This window comes from Mesotoga infera, from assembly GCF_900157305.1.
In the GTDB taxonomy this organism is placed as follows: Bacteria; Thermotogota; Thermotogae; order Petrotogales; family Kosmotogaceae; genus Mesotoga; species Mesotoga infera.
Map to the genome: position 1 here is coordinate 787216 of NZ_LS974202.1, position 19115 is coordinate 806330.

The following is a 19115-nucleotide window of genomic DNA, read 5'->3' on the forward strand; positions in this document are numbered from 1 at the left end:
CGTAACATATGTTACCGACCTCTCCGCTCAGATAAATTAGTATATATTTACAAATCTAGGGGGTGAAGATCGTGTACAGGAGCAGCATAAATAACGGAAAGTTGATTCTTGACAAACCGGGGCTTAAGGGTAGAGTTATCTACAGCAAGGAGTCGGCACACGCTGCAGTCATAGAAATAGAAAAGGATGCCGAACTGCCCTCCCACAGAACCCCCGTCGATGTGTTCATGCTCGTCCTTGAAGGCAAAGGCGTTATAACCATAGGGGAAGAAAGTTACGAAGTTTCGAGGAACGATGTAGTCGATAGTCCGAAAATGATTCCGCATGGAATAAAAAACACCGGTAGCGAAACTCTCAGAGTTTTGGTGGTTAAAGCTCCAAGACCGTAAACAACTTGATCGGCCCAGCTCGAGATAATCGCGGTACGGGTTTTACGCAATCTTGAGAAAACGAGAGGAGAGGCCTCCCTCTCCTCTGCGAACCCTGACCCTTTATTTTAATCGTGTCTTCTGTCGTGAATTCGGTCACATCTCTATCTTTCTTACCTCGAATATTTTGGTGCGATCAAACGCTCTAGCTCTTAAACCGCCTCTTGAACTTCCTTCCATCTTCTGCAGGCGTGGTAGTGTCCGTTCTCTATCTCTTGCAGTTTGGGCTCTTCCTTCTCCCTGCACTCGTCAACCGCGTAGGGACATCTCGGATGGAACCTGCATCCCTTGGGTATGTTCGCGGCAGAGGGGATCTCTCCCTTTATCGGCACTATCTTCGCCTTGTTAACCTTTCCGGCCACAGGCTCGCACACAGCAGCTATCAGCGCTCTCGTGTATGGATGCACCGGCCTGTCTATCACGTCGTCGGGCTCTCCCATCTCTATTATCTTTCCAAGGTACATCACCGCTATCCTGTCGGTGAAGTATCTCGCAGTCGACAGATCGTGCGTTATGTACAGGTATGTCAGTCCCAGATCCCTCTGCACTTCCTTCATCATGTGCAGTATCTCCGCCCTCGTCGAGAGGTCTATCATCGAGACTGGTTCGTCGGCCACCAGCAACTGCGGGTTGAGCAGCAACGTCCTCGCCGTCGCAGCCCTCTGCCTCTGCCCTCCAGAGAGCATGTGAGGGTATCTCACCAGGAACTCTTCCGGCGGGTTCAGCTTCACTTCCTTCAAAGCCTTCTCTATCATCTTCAGCCTTTCGTCTCTGTCCTCTCCAAGTTTGTGTATTATGAGCGGCTCTTCCATCACGTCCCTTATCTTGAACCGCGGGTTCATCGATGCGTACGGGTCCTGAAAGATCATCTGCACGTTTCTCCTGTACTTCTTCAGTTCTTCTTTCTCTATGTGTGTTACGTCTTTTCCGTCCAGGAGCATCGTACCTCCTGTCGGTTCCAGCAGTTTCATTATCAGCTTGCCAGTCGTCGTCTTTCCACACCCGGACTCACCTACCAGTCCGAATATCTCGCCCCTCTTTATCGAGAAGCTCACTCCGTCTACCGCCTTCACATACCTGTGCTCTCCCCTGAAGAACTCTCTTATGTTTCTCCTGACCGGAAACCATTTCTGGAGGTCTTTCACTTCTATTATCTTCTCGCTCATCTCTTGCACCTCCAGCAGGCAACCATGTGTTCCTCTTCTATCTCTATCAGCGGTGGTTCTTCCTTTGCGCACTTCTCCATCGCAACGGAACATCTCGGATGGAATCTGCAGCCCGACGGTGGCTCAAGCAGGTCTGGCGGTGCTCCGGGAATGAAGGAGAGCGTGCTCACCTTTTCGTGCAGTCTCGGTGTGGCCGCCAGAAGGTTCCTCGTGTAAGGGTGGCAGGGGCCCTTCTCTCCGTATATCTGTTCGTTCGTTCCTATCTCGACTATCTTTCCGGCGTACATCACCGCTATCCTGTCCGAGACTTCGGCCTCCGTGGCCAGATCGTGTGTTATGAAGATGAACGAGAGATCGAGCTTCTCCTTCAGGTCTTTCAGAAGGTTGATTATCTGAGCCTGCACTATCACGTCCAGCGCCGTCGTCGGTTCGTCGCAGATGATAACCCTCGGCTCCAGGAAGAGCGCGGTCGCTATCGCTATCCTCTGTTTCATCCCCCCGGAAAGTTCGTGAGGGTATCTCTTCACCACTTCTCCGGATAGTCCCACCAGGTTGAGGTACTTCTCTATCCTCTTCCTGGCCTCCTCTCTCTCCATCTGCCTGTGCTCCTGGAGAGTCTCCATCATCTGTTTGCCTATGGTGTAAACGGGCGTGAGCGTGTTCATCGCTCCCTGGAAGACCATGGATATCTTCTCCCAGCGAACGTTCTTCCTCATCTCACCCTCGCTGAGCGGTGTTATGTCTAGCCCGTCAACCTCTATCCTTCCTCCCACTATCTTGCCCGGAGGCGTTGGCATCTTGAGAAGGGCGAAGCCCGTGGTGGTCTTTCCGCATCCCGACTCCCCCACCAGTCCCAGCGTCTCCCCCTTCTTCAGACTGAAGCTTATATCGTCCACGGCCTTGACTATCCCCTTGCTCGTGTAGTAGTAAAGCTTCAGGTTATCCACTCTAAGTATTTTCTCCATCTTCTTTACCTCGTCTTCAGCTTCGGGTTCAGTATCTTGTCCATCGCGAACCCTACAAACGCAAAGGTCATTCCCATAAGCGCTATCGCCAGCCCCGGCGGTACTACCCACCACCACATGCCGCTCAGCATGGCTCCGCCGCTGTGGGCATCCTGCAGTATCTGACCCCAGGTGACTATGGTTGGATCGCCCAACCCCAGGAGACTCAAAGTCGCCTCTACGACGATGGCGCCGGGTACATAGAGGGCCATGGAGGCGAAGGCGTAAGGAATGAGGAGCGGAACCATGTGTTTGAAGATGATTCTGGCGTTCGAAGCGCCCAGTGCTCTGGATGCCTCTATGTACGTCTCTTCCTTTATCTGCAATCCCATGCTCCTGACGGTCTTGACCGGCCCTACCCAGTAGAAGATACTCATTATGAGTATGATCACCCATATGCTAGGGCTTGAAGACCGCGCTCCATGACTATTAGAACCGGCAGAAGTGGAACGCTTATGAATATCTCGAAGATCCTCTGCATTAAGGAGTCTTTCCAGCCTCCGAGGTACGCGCTCATGACCCCGTAGATCACGCCGATCGAGACCGATATGACCGCCGTGAGAAGCCCGATCAGCAGCGCCCATTTCACTCCGGCCAGCACCCCGCTCCAGATATCCCTCTTCGAGTTGTCTGTACCCAGTATGCCCTGAACCCTCCCTGCTACCTTCATCGAAGTCGAATCTATCCGGTCGCTCTCTTTCTGAAGGATCATGGAGACGAGAATTCTGTACTCCCCTTTCAGGGGATCGGGCGTGAAGGGAACGGAGTTCTCGATTTTCGAGAAAATTATATCGGTGGTTTTCAGAGTCTGAGTTGTAACACCGTTCAGGGCATTCAATTTTTTCAAGAAGTTCAGAACATCGTTTTTGGAAGTTTTGTCGATTGCTATGCGGAGTTCTTTGCCTTCTTGAATCTCCATGGGTTTTCTCATAAGGTCTATCTTCCGACCATCGGGTCTCTCTATTGACATTATCACAGTGACGTTCCCACTGCCTGAGGCCTTGAATATCAGGTCAGAGGGAGCCACATCGTACCGGTAATCGTACACGAAAGTCTCTTCAATTATCCTCACAGTTCCCGCATTTTTCTCATCTAGCCGTGATTCTTCAAGCTCTTGCGACACCGCGCGTTTCTTTGAAGTGAAGAGGTTGATCCACTCGGGAGCCGCGCTGGCCGGGTTGTCTTCCCAGTAAGTAATGTCTTTCCAGCGCGTGTTGGTTTCGGAAAAAGGTAATAGAATCGGTTCAAAGAAAAGTACGAACAGGAACAACCCGAGGAGGACCAATCCGATCAGCCCGGATTTAACTTTCCGAAACTCTTTCCAAAAATCTCTTATAGAATCCTTTATATCGGTCCACCTCATGCCTTACCACCAACCTTGATCCTGGGATCGAGAAGCCCGTATATGAGATCAAGAATGACCAGCCCGCCTATGTACAGCCCTGTAGTAACGGCGAGATTACCCATGAGTACCGGTACGTCGTTCTGCTGAAGGGCGAACCAGAAGAGGTTACCCATCCCCGGCCATGAGAAGATTCCCTCGAAGACTATGTTTCCGGAAACCGATGCCAGAAGCGCCAGAAGCGACATCGTGACTATGGGAGGGGCGGCCGTTCTCATCGTGTGACCGTAGAGGATCTTGCGTTCGGGTATGCCTCTGGCTCTGGCCGCCATTATGTAGTCTTCCTGGAGGATTCCCAGGACTATGTTTCTGGTGAGGAAGGCCCTTCCCCAGAAGCCTAGAACGACCAGCGTGAGGACGGGAAGCGCTAGGTGGTAAATGAGATCGAAGAAAAATGCGATCCCTTCCGGTGGAGGTGTCGAGTGAAAGTTACCCGAGGGGAATATCTTTACCGTATATGCGAAGAACATGATCAATATCATACCCAGCCACCACGAGGGCATGCCGAAGACGACCATTGTACCGACCGATGTACTCTTGTCGAGGACGCCACCGGCCTTTTGTGCTTTTTTTAGACCCAACCAGACACCGATAACAATATCAACTAACATCGCCGTGCTGAACAGTAGGAGGGTTCGCGGGATTTTCTCAGAAACGATCGCCCAGACGTCTCTATCGCCCGCGGCCGAACGTATCGCCGTAGATTTTCCTAAATTCAAGGTCAGGGTGGACCAGGTTCGCCATATTATTCTTTCGAATATAGGTTTATCAAGCCTGTATTGAGAATACTTCTCAAGGCGTCTGTTCTCTATAAAAGATTGTATCTGTTGTGTGCCTCTGCTGTCGAGTCCCATCATCTCGGCCCTTATTTCCTCTTCAATCTGGGCTCTCAATGTCTGTTCCATTACACTGTTGAAGAGCACCGAGAAGATGAAAACCAGGACTATGTAGATGAGGATTCCATAGAAGACCCTTTTAAGGATATACTTCCAGAACATTTGCCACCTCAACAATAAAAACGGCATCCCCGTTCGGGATGCCGTCGTGTATTATCAGTAGATTATGGTGGAAGTGACCGATGAAGCCGGCACAGCACCTTCCAGCGAAGCAATGGCGAGCACGTTGTAAGAACCGGCCTCGAGTCCTTCGAGCGATTCGGCCTTGATGACCGTCTCAAAGACGCCCTCTTCCTTCAGTTCGGCGTTGAAGTTGAGCTCCCCGTTCGGTGTGATGATCGTCACAACGACCGATCCTTTGGAGGCTTTGGAGACCTCTTCAGATGGATACGCGACTTCCGAAACGTTCACCAGAACGGTCGTGTCCATTCCCTTCATTATTATCGCTGGGATGTCTATGGAATCTATCGACAATCTCACGGTTCTCAGGTATTCCTTCCAGTAAGTGGATTCGTACGGGTACGAAGGATCCCTGAAGGCCCTACATTCAGCATAATTGGCCGTAGAATCGTATTTAGAAAGGTAGTACGGTCCGTTGCTTATATAGGCGTGGCCGTACTTGTCGATGAAGTCTATGGCTGCCTGGTATCTGGTCTTCGCTTCTTCGGCAGTTATGAGTCCCTTCAGAGAGTTGGGAATATGCCCCTTATCTCTGAGTTCAACCAGTTTTGCCCTTATATCCTTGACATGGTTCGGTACCAGTACATCGACTTCTGTTATCGCAGAGTCGTTCCTGAAGGCATAAACTGTTCCGGAACTGCTCCCATTGGCGACGATTTCCGCGAGAGCTTCGTAAATTTCCCAGGAAACGATTACGAACGGCTGTCTGTGAACGCCGAGCGATGGAGCGCCCCACTGAGCGGTTCTGTCCACGCTGGCCGGGAAGTTGTAATTGAAGTAGGTGGTGATAGTGTTGTCGTCATTCACAACCCAGCCAAGAATCGTATCTTGCCCGCTTCTCATATAGTTCTCATAGGATGCTTCGTAGTACTTGTCGTTTTCTCCGTCTTTGCTCATCCATTCGTCGGTGAATGCGTAAGCGTAGAGATAATCGTTCACGGTTATCGGCTGACCGTTGTGCATCTTTCCACCGAGCAGTGTGTACGTACCGGTCGACATCGCCTTCACGCCGGGACCGACTTCTTTCCACTGCTTTGTTGCACTGTCGAACCTTATGGCGTTTTCCGGAACGTCGATCGTCCCTACCACGATACCCTCGGCATTTCTTTCGACTTTCGTGATTATGTCTTCTGCTTTCCAGCTCACTCTGTATGGAGTATGGATCGCAGAGGCCGGGCTTTCGAAAGAACTCGGATCGGAGAGGATCGTGACTACGTTGGAAGTGTAAGTGTCGCTCATTCCGTCAGGACCGATCGGATCCCAGGAAGACATGAACAGAGAACCTATCGAGGAGAACTGTGTGACGAAGAGAACCCTATCCTGAGTAAGAGCGGTTTTAAGAGACCAGTCGTTAAGACCGTCGCCAAGACCGTAGGCGAATCTGTCGACCATTCTCGCTTTGTTGGCGGTGAAGTAGGCTTCCTGATAACAGACGTAAAGTCTTACGGCGTCTTTGAGACCCATCTCGACGGCTGTGAGGGAGAGATCCCAGTACTCCTCTTCTGTGAGGAAGTTGCCTGTATAAGCCTTTTCTATGAGGTCGTCTAGTTCGAAGTTGCTGAAATTCCAGAAATCGGCGTTTCCACGTCCGGGCATATAAGTTCCACCGGTGGAGTACATCTGTCTGGCTATGTGTTCCCAGAAGGCTCTCGTCGCGCCGGCCGACCATGCTTCGGTGTAGAGGTTCCACTGCATTTCGGCTGGATCTGTTCCGTAAACAGTGTTGCTAGCCTTTGTTCTTTCCCAGACAAGTCTTTCCACGGTAATTCCGGCCTTTTCAAGCTGCAGGGCGACGTATTCGCCAAGTTTGACCCTGACGTTGGGGTCGTCGGCCCTTATAACGAATTTCACAAGTACCGGCTCGTTGTCGAAGTACCACTTTCCATCTTTCCGGGTCAGTCTTCCCTGGTTCTCGGAAAGCTTCGAGGCATTCTCAAGAGCCTTGACGATGGCTTCCAGAGCCCTCGATTCGTTTCCCTCGAAACTTAATCCGAGCTTATTGGCTACCAGACCGTACCTGTAAGTGCCGGGTTGTCCTGGTGTAGCCATCGAGATCATTGGACCACCGGCTCCGCCGAGGATCTCGTCGACTATGTACTGTCTGTTGATCAGATCGTTGAGAGCGAATCTGATCTCGTTGATGGCCATAACGTTGAAGAAATCCTTACCCGCGATGTTAGCGAAGTAAGGGGCCTTGTTTGGGTACGGATTGATGAACAGGGAGTAGGTCAGCGAGGGAACGGCGTAGATATCGAGCTTCTCGCGTGTAGCCTGATCCATACCCATAAGCGTCGGAGCCGAGACGCCTTCCATGAAGATGTCCGTCAAGCCTTCGGAAACGTCCTTGAGGCCGAGTTCCTGAGACATCTTCACATTGAAGTAAATGATGTCGGCGATGGCACCTTTCTCGACGGCCAACAGCAGACCACCGAACGTCAAGGCGCTTGCAAGTAACAGTACCAGAAATTTCTTACTCAATTTGTTTCGCCCCCTTTTGCAGTTGGTTCTGTGTTCGTTCCACAGAACGTCTTAAATCGTGTTGATTTATTAAAAATAATTCTGATCACGAATTAGTTTTATCAATATTGACCTGCACTATTTGGGAATTATTTCTTTATCCCAAAATTATTTCCCCATTTCCGGGCATATACCAAATTAATATGAAGTTTATCACAATAATTCGAAGTAAGTCAAGCAAATAAATAAAGTATATCCCGATATACTTTTCAATTATTTTGATTACGCCTTCATTAGATTCGTAATTATGGCTATTTAGGAAGTAATATCAGGGTTTTTTTGGAAATTTCCGTGCTTATAGAACAATAGCTTCAATTTGCTTTTGTATGATTCATATTTTTTCTTTATTGTCCGCATGAATGTGAAAAATTTATTTGCCGTCCATGTGTTCCCGGCCAAAAACTGGTTCTTTTTTCTAGAAGTCGTTCAGTGCCTTACCAAAGAACGCTAAAAAAAAAGAAGCGACCGGGTTTCACTTCCGGTCGCTTCCAGTTTTATTATTCTTGAGAAAATCGGGCTGAAAGGTTAGAACTGTATTCCAACCTCGGCCATAACTTTGAACAATTCGCGGTCGAGACCCTCTATCTCTTCTCTCGTGGAAAGCTTTAGAGGCATCCTCACTCCGCCCATTCTCAAACCCCTCTTCTCAAGAACGGCTTTCATGTAAGGTATGTTGGCGCCGTTTCCAATGGCCATCGTGAGTTTGGTGAGGGATTTCTGCGCTTTGAAGGCCTCATCGTATTTGCCGGCCCTTACCGCATCACGAACTTTGACGAAGAACTCCGGAAAGACTGCTCCCGGACCGGATACGCAGGCTTTCCCTCCGTTCATTAGAACGGCCGAATAGGCAGCATCGCAACCGACGACCGTGTTGAACGTACCGGGGAGATTCTGGATCACTGACAATGCGTACACGAAGTCACCGCTGCTGTCCTTCACACCGACGACCCAGGGATGCTTCTGGTGAAGCCTCTTCAACACATCGACGCTTATCCAGTTTTTTGTGAGCGACGGTATGTTGTATATGTAGAGCGGATACTCCCCCATCTCCGTGGCGATGGCATCGTAGAAGGCGAAGAGCTCATCTTGACTGTGTTTGAAAAAGAATGGAGTCACAACGGCGGCAGCGTGAGCGCCACAGGCTTTGGAATGCTTAAGGAGGTCGATAATATCCTCGAAAACCGCCGCGCCGCAGTGGGATATTATAGTCACTCTATCGTCGTTGGCCTTTATGAAAGCCTCGAGCGCCTTCTTCCTTTCCGAAACGCAGAGAGAGGTTCCCTCGCCCGTGGTGCCAAGCACGAACATACCGTTCACGCCCTTCTCCACGAGAAAATCCACATAATTGGATATCGCACCGTACTCTATTTTCATTCCATCGGCCGACATTGGAGTCAGTGGAGCGACACCTACACCTTCTAAAAGTCTCATCGCAATAATCCTCCTTCTGCCAGCCTCCGGGCCGCCTCTTCCATGAGAGATGTTTCCTGCACCAGCCCCATTCTCACCCTGTGACTCCCATTGAGCCCGTACGCCGTTCCCGGCACAACTAGAATTCCGTATTCTTTGTATAATTTCTCGGTGAAGAACCAGGGATCTACGCCTTCAGGGGTTTCCACCCAGGTGTACATGGCACCTTGCGGTGGAGAGAATCTCAGACCTATATCGCTCAGTCCATGAACGAGTGCGTCGCGTCTTTGCTGATACATACCGCTCAGTTCTCTGTAAAAAGAATCGGGCGTCTCTTTCAAAGCCGTTACGGCCGCTTGTTGTATCGGATAGAAGACGTTAGAGTCGATTTTTGATTTATAAAGTTTTACCGCATCTACCAGCCTCTTGTCACCGACGATGGCGCCTACCCTCCAGCCGGCCATGTTGTAGGTCTTCGAAAAGGCGAAGTATTCGAATCCCAGTTCCAGGCCGGGACGGGCTTGCAGATAACTGTGGACCGTCAATCCGTCGAAGGCTATCTCCGAGTACGCCAGATCGCTCATCACGGCGAAGTCGTAGCGTGAGGCAATTTCCGAGAGACTCTTATAGAAATCCAGGCCGACGATTCTGCCCGTTGGGTTCGATGGGTAGTTCACGATGACGATCTTCGGCCCGTGAAGTCTGGCCTTGTGTTCGATCTCGCTCAGAACCTCGTCCGCCTCGGCATCGCTGTTGTAGGTCAACAACTTGCCTCCGGTGAAAAGAACGGCCTCGAAGTAGGTCGGATAGCCGGGATCGGGTACCATGACGACGTCTCCCGCATTGACCAGCGAGTGCAGTGCGTTGAATATGGCCTCCTTTATACCCACGGTGATGAGTACGTTGTCTTTGGGGTCTATCTCGACTCCAAAGCGTTTGCCATACCAGTAAGCCACCGCTTCGCAGAGCTCGGGAGCGCCGTGTTGGGGCGGATACGTATGATAAGCCGGATTGTCGAGATGCGTCTTCATGGCCTCGATTATCCAGGCGGGCGTGGGTCTGTTCGGAGCACCGATAGAAAGGTTGATCATGGGGTATTTGGATGGCTGTGTTTTCAACTTGTTTATGAAACCAAAAGCATCCGGCCTGAAGAACTCAAGCTTTGAGCACTCCAGTTGGTATCTCATCTGTTATTACCTCCCTCGAGTTTTTTCGAAACGATTATCAACGGATAGCATACGAGTATGAAGAAAGCCGATACGATAGAGAAAGCTATGAACGGATTCAACGTGAGCTGCATGATCTGACGGGACGTCCTGACTATCTCCACCATCCCTACCAGCGAGACGATAGACGTGTCCTTTATCGTCATAACTATCTGACCGACAATCGAGGGCATCGTCGTCTTGATTATCTGCGGCAGTATTATGAGAGTCACTTTCTGAAAGTAGCTCATGCCTAGCGCTTCGGCAGCTTCGAACTGCCCTTTGTCCATAGCTACAAGGCCGCTTCTGAAAACCTCGGAGAGGTAAGCGGTCGCCGTTATAGAAAGAACCACGATTCCTGTTTGGAAGGCTCCCAGTTCGATTCCGACATATGGCAGTGCGAAGTAAATGGCGTAAACGATTATCAGGAAGGGAGAGCCTCTGACTATCTCGACCAGTACGGCCAGGACTTGCGATAATACGGGTATTCTGTGAAACCTCACAAAGGCTATCACTATTCCCAGCACTATTCCTATGGCGAGAACGAAGGGCAGAAAGGCCAGGTTACTCAAAAAGGCTATGCCTAGCCTATAAACCTGCTGTATGAGCGATATATCCTGCATCATACCACCTTCCCGAAGCCGAACCAGCGCCTCGCGCTACGTGCTGGTTCTTTCTTGCCGCCGATAAGATGGCTCAAGAGCGCTAGTATAAGATAAATACCGAAGTACATTAGCATCGGTATCCCGAAAGACTCGAAGGGCATATAAGTTCTCGCCGCTATCTTCCTGGCCGTGTATGTGAGTTCCGGTATCACGAGGACCGCGGCCAGACTTGTATCCTTTATGAGATAAGAGAATTGACTTATCAACGGTGGTAGTATCTTCTTGAACACCTGGGGAAGGATTATCAACCTCATGGTTTGAAACCACGAAAGCCCCAGCGCCCTCGAAGCTTCAGACTGTCCTTTGTCCATTGAAGTCAGGCCACCCCTCACTATCTCGGATATGTACGCCCCGCTGTTGAGAGAGAATGCTATGATCGCGCTCTGAAACGAGGTCAACATGATACCGGTTATGGGAAGCCCGTAATGCACAAAATAGAGCTGAACGAGCAAAGGGGTGGATCTTATAAAACCCGTGTAAATCCCTACGGGGATAATTGCCAGCTTCGATTTCATCGTCGATATTATTCCTACGACGGTTCCGATTATCAAAGCAAAAACGCCGCTGAGTGCGGCTACCTTGAGAGTCTCAAACAACGCTTCGAAAAAATCCGGCAGATACTGTGATATCATTCTCATATCAAGCACGGTATCACCTACAGTATCTTGCTCAGGAATTCTTTGGTCCTTTCACTCCTGGGGTTTGTGAAGAACTCGTTCTTCGGTGTCAGTTCGATTATCTTTCCGTCGTCGAGAAAACCTACTTTGTTGGCCACTTCTCTTGCAAAGCCCATCTCGTGGCTGACTATTATCATAGTCATGCCGCCGAGCGCCAGCTTTATCATGACATCGAGAACTTCCTTTATCATCTCCGGGTCGAGAGCAGAAGTGGGTTCATCGAAAAGCATCAGTTTTGGATCCATGGCGAGAGCTCTTGCGATCGCCACTCTCTGTTTTTGACCGCCGGATAGTTGTCCCGGATACGCATCGTATTTAGCTGAAAGACCTACCTGGTCAAGTAAGCTCTTCGCCTTTTCGTAAGCTTGATCTTTCGGCATCTTTTTGACATGTATAGGTGCAAGAGCGACGTTGTCCATCACCGAAATGTGAGGAAAGAGATTGAAGTGTTGAAAGACCATGCCGGAGTTCTTCCTGACATAGCTGAGATTGGCGCGACTGGATTTGATGTCCTTTCCAAGTACCTCGATCGTTCCCTCGTGATAATGCTCGAGCATGTTTATGCATCTGAGCAGCGTACTCTTGCCCGCACCGCTCGGACCGCAGAGAACCAGCACGTCGCTTTCGTAAACATCGAGATCTATGTTTTTCAGCACATGGAGTTTTCCGAATGATTTATGTAAGCCTCTTATCCTTACAACACGTTCCATAGAATTCCCCTTTCAATTCCTGAAGTGGGATGGGGAAGGCCCCATCCCACAGAATAATGTTTGCAGAACGCTCAGTCAACTACGAACGACGGAACCCATTCCTTGCCGACATACTTTTCATAGATCTTTCCGTACTCACCTGTCAGCTTTTCCCACTTGATGAACCAGTTGAACCAGTTAACTAGCGAGTCGGAATCCTGGTCCTGTCTGAATGCCAGTCCATAAGTATCGGGTCTGACATAACCTTCTAGAATCTTCAAATCGGGATTCTTGTTCACAAGTTCGATACAGATCATCTCATCGTCCATGACCGAATCGATTCTGCCAAGCTTGAGATCGGTCATCCACTCGGCCAGGTTATCGTACAGAGAGGCCTTCTTTCCCCAGGTCTGTTCGATGAAATCGGCGTGGACCGACCCCATGGTCGCGCCCATCTTAACACTGGGAGCCGCGAGATCCTTCCAGCTGACCAGCGGAGAGTCCTTCCTTGCGATTGCCACTATTCCGGTCAAAAAGTACGGATCGGAAAAACGGATCGACTTCATTCTGGTGAGGGTCATCGACATATTCGCGGCGATCATATCGACTTTTCCCGAGAGGAGCGATGGAATAAGGCTTTCCCAAGCCATATCCTGCCATTCGATCTGGACTCCCATTTCCTTGGCGGCCAGTTCCATCAATTCAACAGTGAATCCGGTAGGCTTTCCGGTGGGATCTCTGTACTGCATAGGAACTGCTGTCATATCGGTTGCCACAACGATTTTTCCCTTCTTCACAATGTTCTCCAGCGTCGTGGCTACCAGCGTGGAACTCACGAGCAATAACGCAATAACTACAAAAACAAGCAACTTCTTCATTTTTTCTTCCCCTTTCGTCTTTTAGTATGCTTACCGTTACGGTAAGTGAAAACTCCTCACGGATTGAAAAATGTATGTGGATTAGCAGAATTAGTTCAATAATATAGAACACTATTCAACAATGTAGTAATTCATGTATTAACGATACCAGATTACTTCCGATAATACAAAAACATTCTGTTCTGATTTATGACGTTCTGAAACAATTAAAGGTCTTTACACCTGATTATGAAGTGCGATTTGACTTCACTGCCTTTGAATGAGTGCTTTTCTACCGTTAGCTTTATGAATCTCGAGTTTTGTGGGCAATCAGTTGGCGAAGTCTCTATAAAGATCGTTGAGAATCTTCATAGTTTTCAAGAAGGGTTCCTTGTAGGCTTCGATAGCTTCATCGGTCATTCTGTCAGCCGGACCGGCTATACTCACGGCATACCTGGCCACTCCGTGGTTATCCAGTATGGGAGCGGCGATGCATTTTATGCTCTCCTCCTGCTCGATCCTATCGTAGGCGTAACCGTTGCAGCGTATCGTATCGATCTCTTTCTTCAAAAGCTCCGGGTCCGTGATTGTGTTCGGCGTCCTCTTCACCAGCTTGACCCTTTCCAGATAGCCGTTTATGTATGAGTCGGTCTGGAAAGCCAGCAGGGCTTTTCCAACTCCGGTGCAGTAAAGCGAGGCGGTCACACCGACGGTCGAATGAGGCCTCAAAGCGTGGGTTGGATGGAGACATTCGATATATATCACCTGATCTCTGTAAAGCGATGTGAGGTGGATCGTTTCGTTTATCCTGTTCCTCAGCTCCTCAAGATGAGGAAGCGCGATCTCCCTGAATTCCATGTTTCTTCTCATAAGACCGCTGAGCTGCAGTATTCTGTTGCCGAGCATATAATTGTTACCGTCCCGGGCGAGGTAGTCCAGATTCGTCATCGCGGCCAGTATATTGTGAACGGTTGCCTTGGGATAGCCAAGCCTGGCAACTATATCGCTGAACCGCCATTTGCCTTTCTCGAAAAATAGTTCGAATATCTCATCGACCTTTTTGAACGCCTTGAAATGTTCCGTCATATTGCACTCCATTCAACATTGTCGTAAGTATTAATAGAATATCAGAAAAATTCGCGCTTTGCCCGGAACGGCAACTTAGGAATTCGTGGACAGAGATTTACTTTCTTTATACCGCCTCCACGAAATCTTTTTCAAACTGGCTTGTGTAGAGTTCTGCGTAGAAGCCGCCACGCGCTAGGAGTTCTTTGTGGGTTCCCTGTTCTACTATGTCGCCTTCGTTCATAACCAGTATTAGATCAGCGTCCCTTATGGTCGAAAGCCTGTGGGCTATTACGAAGCTTGTCCTGTCTTTCATCAGGTTTTTCATGGCCAGTTGTATGAGGGCCTCCGTTCTTGTATCGACCGAACTGGTGGCTTCGTCGAGTATGAGGACCTTCGGGTCTGCCAGGATTGCCCGGGCGATCGTTATGAGCTGCTTCTGCCCCTGGGAGATGTTGGTTTGCTCTTCGTTCAGCACCAAATCATACCCATCCGGGAGGGTGTGGATGAACGAGTCAACGTGAGCAGCCTTAGCCGCTGCGAGAATTTCTTCATCCGTGGCGTCGAGCCTTCCGTATCTGATGTTGTCACGGATGCTGGCGTTGTACAGCCAGGTGTCTTGAAGCACCATGCCGAAGTTTTCTCTCAGGTCGTGCCGGGTGTATTCCTTTATATTGTGGCCGTCAAGGAGTATCTCTCCTGAGTTGACATCGTAGAAGCGCATGAGGAGTTTGACGATGGTTGTCTTTCCCGCTCCGGTAGGCCCCACGATGGCTATGTTGTGTCCTTCGTCTACTTCGCAGGAGAAGTCTTTTATTATTATCTTCTCCGGGTCGTAGCCGAATCTGACGTTCTTGAACTCGACGTGGCCATGATGCTCGACTCCTTTTACAGGATTGTTGGTCTCGGTGATCTCTTCTTCCTCTTCCAGGAACTCAAACACCCTTTCCGCAGCCGCGGCCGTCTGCTGGAATATATTCATGATGTTCGCGATCTGGGCGATAGGCTGAGTGAAAGATCTCACATACTGGATGAAGGCCTGGATATCGCCGACTGTTATCATCTTTCTGACGGCGAACCAGCCGCCCATTATGGTTATGAGGACATATCCCAAGTTGCCTACGAAGGTCATGATGGGCATCATCATGCCTGAGAGAAACTGGGATTTCCAGGCGGAGTCGTACAGTTCGCCGTTGAGCCTGTCGAAGGTCTCTATGCTTTTGGCCTCTCCGTTGAAGGCCTTTACGACGACGTGGCCCCCGTACATCTCCTCTATATGGCCGTTAACCTTCCCGAGATACTCTTGCTGCTTTGCGAAGTATCTCTGGGATATCCTAACCACAAAGGCGATGAGTCCCATGGAGACAGGTAGTATGAGGAGGGCTATCAGTGTGAGCTGCCAGCTTATCGAGAACATCATTATGGTGACACCGATTACGGTCGTGATAGACGTTATAATCTGGCTAAGACTCTGGTTTAGCGTTCTGCTTATGGTATCGACGTCGTTGGTTACCCTCGACAGGACGTCTCCCTGGGAGGTCTTGTCGAAGTATTTGAGCGGGAGCCTATTTATCTTCCTGGAAATTTCCTGTCTGAACTTATACGTGATCTTCGCCGATATGCCGGACATGATCCAGCCCTGAATATATATGAACAGCGCGCTGAGTACATACAGTCCGAGGAGGATCAACATAGTCCTGGCAATGGAGTCGAAGTTTATGCCTTCGCCGGTCCCGGTGATTTTGGCCATGATACCTTCGAAGACTTCTGTCGTCACAGTCCCAAGTATCTTCGGCCCGATGATTGAAAACACGGCACCGGCAGCCGCGAAACAGAATACTATGAGTATCAGGATCTGATATTTCCTCAGGTATTGGACAAGTTTCCTTATGGTTCCTCTGAAATCTTTGGCCTTCTCGCCTCCGCGCATCATGCCCGGGCCCATCGGGCCGCCACCGCGATTTTGAGGACTTCTTTCGCTTTCTCTGTTCTGCCTGCTCATGCTAATTCCGCCTCTGAGAGCTGTGACAGCGCGATTTCCCTGTATGTCTGACAGCTTGCCATGAGTTCGTGGTGTTTGCCGATTCCAACCAGATTGCCCTCGTCAAGGACGAGTATCTGATCGGCGTTCTTTATCGTCGCTATTCTCTGGCCAACTATTATCATTGTGCAATCACCCGTTTCTTCTTTTAGTTTTCTTCTCAGCGCTGCATCGGTTTTGAAATCGAGAGCCGAAAAGCTGTCATCAAAGAGAAGTATTTTCGGTTTCTTCAAAAGCGCTCTGGCTATGGAAAGTCTCTGTTTCTGTCCACCAGATACGTTTGTTCCGCCCTGAGAGATAGGAGAGTTGTATCCTCCTTCTTTTGTGGTTATAAACTCAAGTGCCTGGGCAATTTTAGCAGCCCTCTCGACTTCTTCCTCGGAAGCCGTCTCGTCGGCGTATTTCAAGTTCGACTCTATCGTTCCACTGAAGAGGATGCCCTTCTGGGGAACATAGCCTATCTTCTCTCTCAGATCGTGCTGACTCACTTCCCGGATATCTATTCCGTCAACCAGGACCTGACCACCGCAGACATCGTAGAACCTCGGTATCATGTTCAATAGTGTCGATTTTCCCGAACCTGTGGAACCGATGATTGCCGTTGTTTGTCCCGGGAGTGCCGTGAAGCTTATGTTGTTCAGGATGTTTTTTTCAGCTCCGGGAAAGCGGTAGCAGACATTCTTGAACTGCACGATTCCTTTGAAATTCTTTCCGAACTTCTTTGGGTTCTTTGGGTCTTTTATCTGCGGATCGACTTCAAGTATTTCGGAGACTCTGGCTGCCGAAACGGAGGCTCTCGGGATCATTATAAACATCATGGTCAACATGAGGAAGGCGAAGATGATCAACATTGCGTACTGAATGTAGGCCATCATATCTCCGACCTGCATGGTTGAAGCCTCTATCTGGTGGGCTCCTACCCAAACGATGAGGAGCATGGTTCCGTTCATGACGAACATTATCGCAGGCATCAGCACAACCATTACCCGGTTGACGAAGAGCTCGGTCTTCGTGACGTCCCTGTTCGCAGTGTCGAATCTCTCTTCTTCGAATTTCTGGGTATTGAAGGCCCTGACGACCATTAAACCGGACAGGTGTTCCCTTGTGACCAGGTTCAGTCTGTCTATGAGTTTTTGTATCTTCTTGAATTTCGGCAGAGCTATGGCGAATACGATACCCACCATGCCGAGCAATATAATAACGGCGAGGGCGATGACCCAAGACATGGATGTGCTCTTCTCAAGCGCCCTTATTATTCCGCCGACACCTATGATTGGCGCGTAGAATACCATTCTTATTATGAGAACAACCACGAGCTGTATCTGGGTTATGTCGTTGGTCGTTCTGGTTATGAGCGAGGCTGTAGAAAACCTTGCGAATTCTGAGTTCGAGAAATTCTCGACCTTTTCGAAGACGTCTCTCCTCAGGGCTCTGGCCGAGGCGGCCGCTATCTTCGATGCGATCAAGGCGACCATTATAGTGCACAGTGCGCTCAGCAGGGTTACGAGAACCATTGTAAAACCTGTACGGAGGACGTAACCGCTCTGCAGCTTTTGGGTGTTCATACCAAGCTCTTCGTAGATCTCCTTCACGGCGAGGGCGGCCGATTGGTTGACTATGTTTTCGCCCATGACTTGGACCATGGTATCGACCTGATTGAGCATTTCCAGCCTCTGTGCTTCAGGCATCAGGCGCATCAGCAGGAAGACGTTCGCTCCTTCCGGTATGGTGAAACCGCTGGGAGCGGTGAAGTTCCCGTTTTCCCCGGCCATGGCGCTCTTGACTCCGGAATAGGCCATAAGCGCTTTGCCAAGAATCAGATTGAGTGAGTCGCGACTTTGAATGTCGTCGGACTTCAGAATATAGACTTCTTTACTCTCAAGTGCCGGATACTTCTTCAGGTTCTTTTCGTAATCGGCCGTGCTTTTGTTGACCAGAACGTAGTGTTCCAGAATTTGTTGCCTGTCTTCTCCGCTCATGAAAAGCGACACATTATCGAACGTTTCTTTACTTATAGCCTCGGGTATGGCGTCTTCGATACCGCCCTGCTGAATACCGACGTTTACGATATTCGACATATAGTCTGGGAGGGCAAGCTCGGACATGGCCTGGACGAAGAGCAGCGCTACCGCGACTATGATGAACACAGTGTAGGGTTTAAGGTACCTGATCAGCTTGAACATCAGTTTTGTCCTCTTTCTGTTGGATTGTGCGATTCTTCAAGTATTGTTCTAAGCTTTTCAAGCCCTTCCAGAATGAAGTCAAGATCTTCTTCAGTGGCGGTCGACAGTGCCCTTCTCATCTTCTGGGCAAAGGCAATGAGGTGTCTCTTGACGGGTTGTTGATACTCTTCCGCAAGGCTTATCATAACGATTCGCCTGTCTTTTTCGCTTCTCTTCCTTTCAACTATCTTCTTTTCGACGAGTCTGTCGATGATCCCTGACACCGTGCTATTTGAGAGATCGAGTTTCCTGCTTATATCGCTTACCTTCATATCGCCATAGTGATTCAGCACTCTCATGACAAGGATCTGTGACTGGGTAACATCCAATTTCTTAAGGTCGCTTTCGAAACTCTGCTTGATAAGCGACATTATCCTCTTGATCAGTGTCAACATTTCTTCTATTTTCGAACTCTCTTCCAACTAAACCACCTTCTGAGCAGATTATTGGACCTTTCGTAACCGAATAATCTGTAGTCGAATATTTCGCGTACGAAATATATTTTACAGCAATAAACCGGAAGTGTCAACGGAAAAATCAAAAAATCGGAACTCAATAAATTACGGGACTACGGTAAAGGAACTTCGCGATACAGTACGGAGGGAACTTCTCAGAGCTGTTTGCTCTCTTTCAAAGGGCGATTTTCTACACTTGACGTTCGATATTCATCGATACTTAACAATTATAGTTT

Annotated in this window: 17 protein-coding genes; 1 reads left to right on the forward strand and 16 read right to left on the reverse strand. The window is 49.4% G+C overall.

Features of this window, described 5'->3' with window-relative positions:
* The first annotated feature begins 71 nt into the window (after nucleotides 1–71).
* The gene (locus MESINF_RS03695; protein ID WP_231936842.1) at nucleotides 72–389 is read left to right on the forward strand and encodes a cupin domain-containing protein; all 318 of its coding nucleotides are present in this window, start codon (nucleotides 72–74) and stop codon (nucleotides 387–389) included.
* Between the two features lie 191 nt (nucleotides 390–580).
* On the opposite strand, the gene MESINF_RS03700 is transcribed toward MESINF_RS03695, so the two are convergent.
* From MESINF_RS03700 to MESINF_RS03770, 16 genes are all read right to left on the reverse strand, one after another.
* Entirely contained in the window at nucleotides 581–1594 is a 1014-nt protein-coding gene (locus tag MESINF_RS03700) for an ABC transporter ATP-binding protein (protein ID WP_169698597.1), read from the reverse strand.
* Nucleotides 1591–2559: an ABC transporter ATP-binding protein gene (locus tag MESINF_RS03705; protein WP_169698598.1), complete on the reverse strand. Its 969-nt coding sequence runs from the start codon at nucleotides 2557–2559 to the stop codon at nucleotides 1591–1593. The genes MESINF_RS03700 and MESINF_RS03705 overlap by 4 nt, the downstream gene beginning before the upstream one ends.
* Nucleotides 2560–2564: 5 nt before the next feature.
* Nucleotides 2565–2975 carry an ABC transporter permease gene (locus MESINF_RS13630; RefSeq protein ID WP_231936843.1) on the reverse strand — a complete coding sequence of 137 codons (411 nt, stop codon included), beginning with the start codon at nucleotides 2973–2975 and terminating at the stop codon, nucleotides 2565–2567.
* Between the two features lie 11 nt (nucleotides 2976–2986).
* Entirely contained in the window at nucleotides 2987–3961 is a 975-nt protein-coding gene (locus MESINF_RS03710) for a hypothetical protein (RefSeq protein WP_231936844.1), read from the reverse strand.
* Nucleotides 3958–4998 carry an ABC transporter permease gene (locus MESINF_RS03715; RefSeq protein WP_169698599.1) on the reverse strand — a complete coding sequence of 347 codons (1041 nt, stop codon included), beginning with the start codon at nucleotides 4996–4998 and terminating at the stop codon, nucleotides 3958–3960. The genes MESINF_RS03710 and MESINF_RS03715 overlap by 4 nt, the downstream gene beginning before the upstream one ends.
* Before the next feature lie 54 nt (nucleotides 4999–5052).
* Nucleotides 5053–7554: an ABC transporter substrate-binding protein gene (locus MESINF_RS03720; RefSeq protein WP_169698600.1), complete on the reverse strand. Its 2502-nt coding sequence runs from the start codon at nucleotides 7552–7554 to the stop codon at nucleotides 5053–5055.
* Nucleotides 7555–8118: 564 nt separating this feature from the next.
* Entirely contained in the window at nucleotides 8119–9024 is a 906-nt protein-coding gene (locus MESINF_RS03725) for a dihydrodipicolinate synthase family protein (protein ID WP_169698601.1), read from the reverse strand.
* Nucleotides 9021–10190 (reverse strand): pyridoxal phosphate-dependent aminotransferase, encoded by a 1170-nt coding sequence (locus MESINF_RS03730; RefSeq protein WP_169698602.1) that lies wholly within the window; start codon nucleotides 10188–10190, stop codon nucleotides 9021–9023. Before MESINF_RS03730 ends, MESINF_RS03725 begins: the two co-directional genes overlap by 4 nt.
* Nucleotides 10187–10831: an amino acid ABC transporter permease gene (locus tag MESINF_RS03735; RefSeq protein WP_169698603.1), complete on the reverse strand. Its 645-nt coding sequence runs from the start codon at nucleotides 10829–10831 to the stop codon at nucleotides 10187–10189. The genes MESINF_RS03730 and MESINF_RS03735 overlap by 4 nt, the downstream gene beginning before the upstream one ends.
* Nucleotides 10831–11511 carry an amino acid ABC transporter permease gene (locus tag MESINF_RS03740; protein ID WP_169700803.1) on the reverse strand — a complete coding sequence of 227 codons (681 nt, stop codon included), beginning with the start codon at nucleotides 11509–11511 and terminating at the stop codon, nucleotides 10831–10833. The genes MESINF_RS03735 and MESINF_RS03740 overlap by 1 nt, the downstream gene beginning before the upstream one ends.
* A 17-nt stretch (nucleotides 11512–11528) precedes the next feature.
* A complete protein-coding gene (locus MESINF_RS03745) occupies nucleotides 11529–12260 on the reverse strand; it encodes an amino acid ABC transporter ATP-binding protein (RefSeq protein ID WP_169698604.1) in 732 nt (243 codons plus the stop codon).
* A 71-nt stretch (nucleotides 12261–12331) separates the two neighbouring features.
* On the reverse strand, nucleotides 12332–13117 hold the full coding sequence (locus MESINF_RS03750) for an ABC transporter substrate-binding protein (protein ID WP_169698605.1): 786 nt from the start codon (nucleotides 13115–13117) through the stop codon (nucleotides 12332–12334).
* Between the two features lie 309 nt (nucleotides 13118–13426).
* Complete coding sequence (locus MESINF_RS03755; RefSeq protein ID WP_169698606.1) at nucleotides 13427–14182, reverse strand: IclR family transcriptional regulator; 756 nt, start codon at nucleotides 14180–14182, stop codon at nucleotides 13427–13429.
* A gap of 106 nt (nucleotides 14183–14288) precedes the next feature.
* Nucleotides 14289–16163: an ABC transporter ATP-binding protein gene (locus tag MESINF_RS03760; RefSeq protein WP_169698607.1), complete on the reverse strand. Its 1875-nt coding sequence runs from the start codon at nucleotides 16161–16163 to the stop codon at nucleotides 14289–14291.
* A complete protein-coding gene (locus MESINF_RS03765; protein ID WP_169698608.1) occupies nucleotides 16160–18385 on the reverse strand; it encodes an ABC transporter ATP-binding protein in 2226 nt (741 codons plus the stop codon). The genes MESINF_RS03760 and MESINF_RS03765 overlap by 4 nt, the downstream gene beginning before the upstream one ends.
* Nucleotides 18385–18846, reverse strand: coding sequence for a MarR family winged helix-turn-helix transcriptional regulator (locus MESINF_RS03770; protein ID WP_169698609.1), 462 nt, complete (start codon nucleotides 18844–18846; stop codon nucleotides 18385–18387). The genes MESINF_RS03765 and MESINF_RS03770 overlap by 1 nt, the downstream gene beginning before the upstream one ends.
* Nucleotides 18847–19115: the final 269 nt, after the last annotated feature.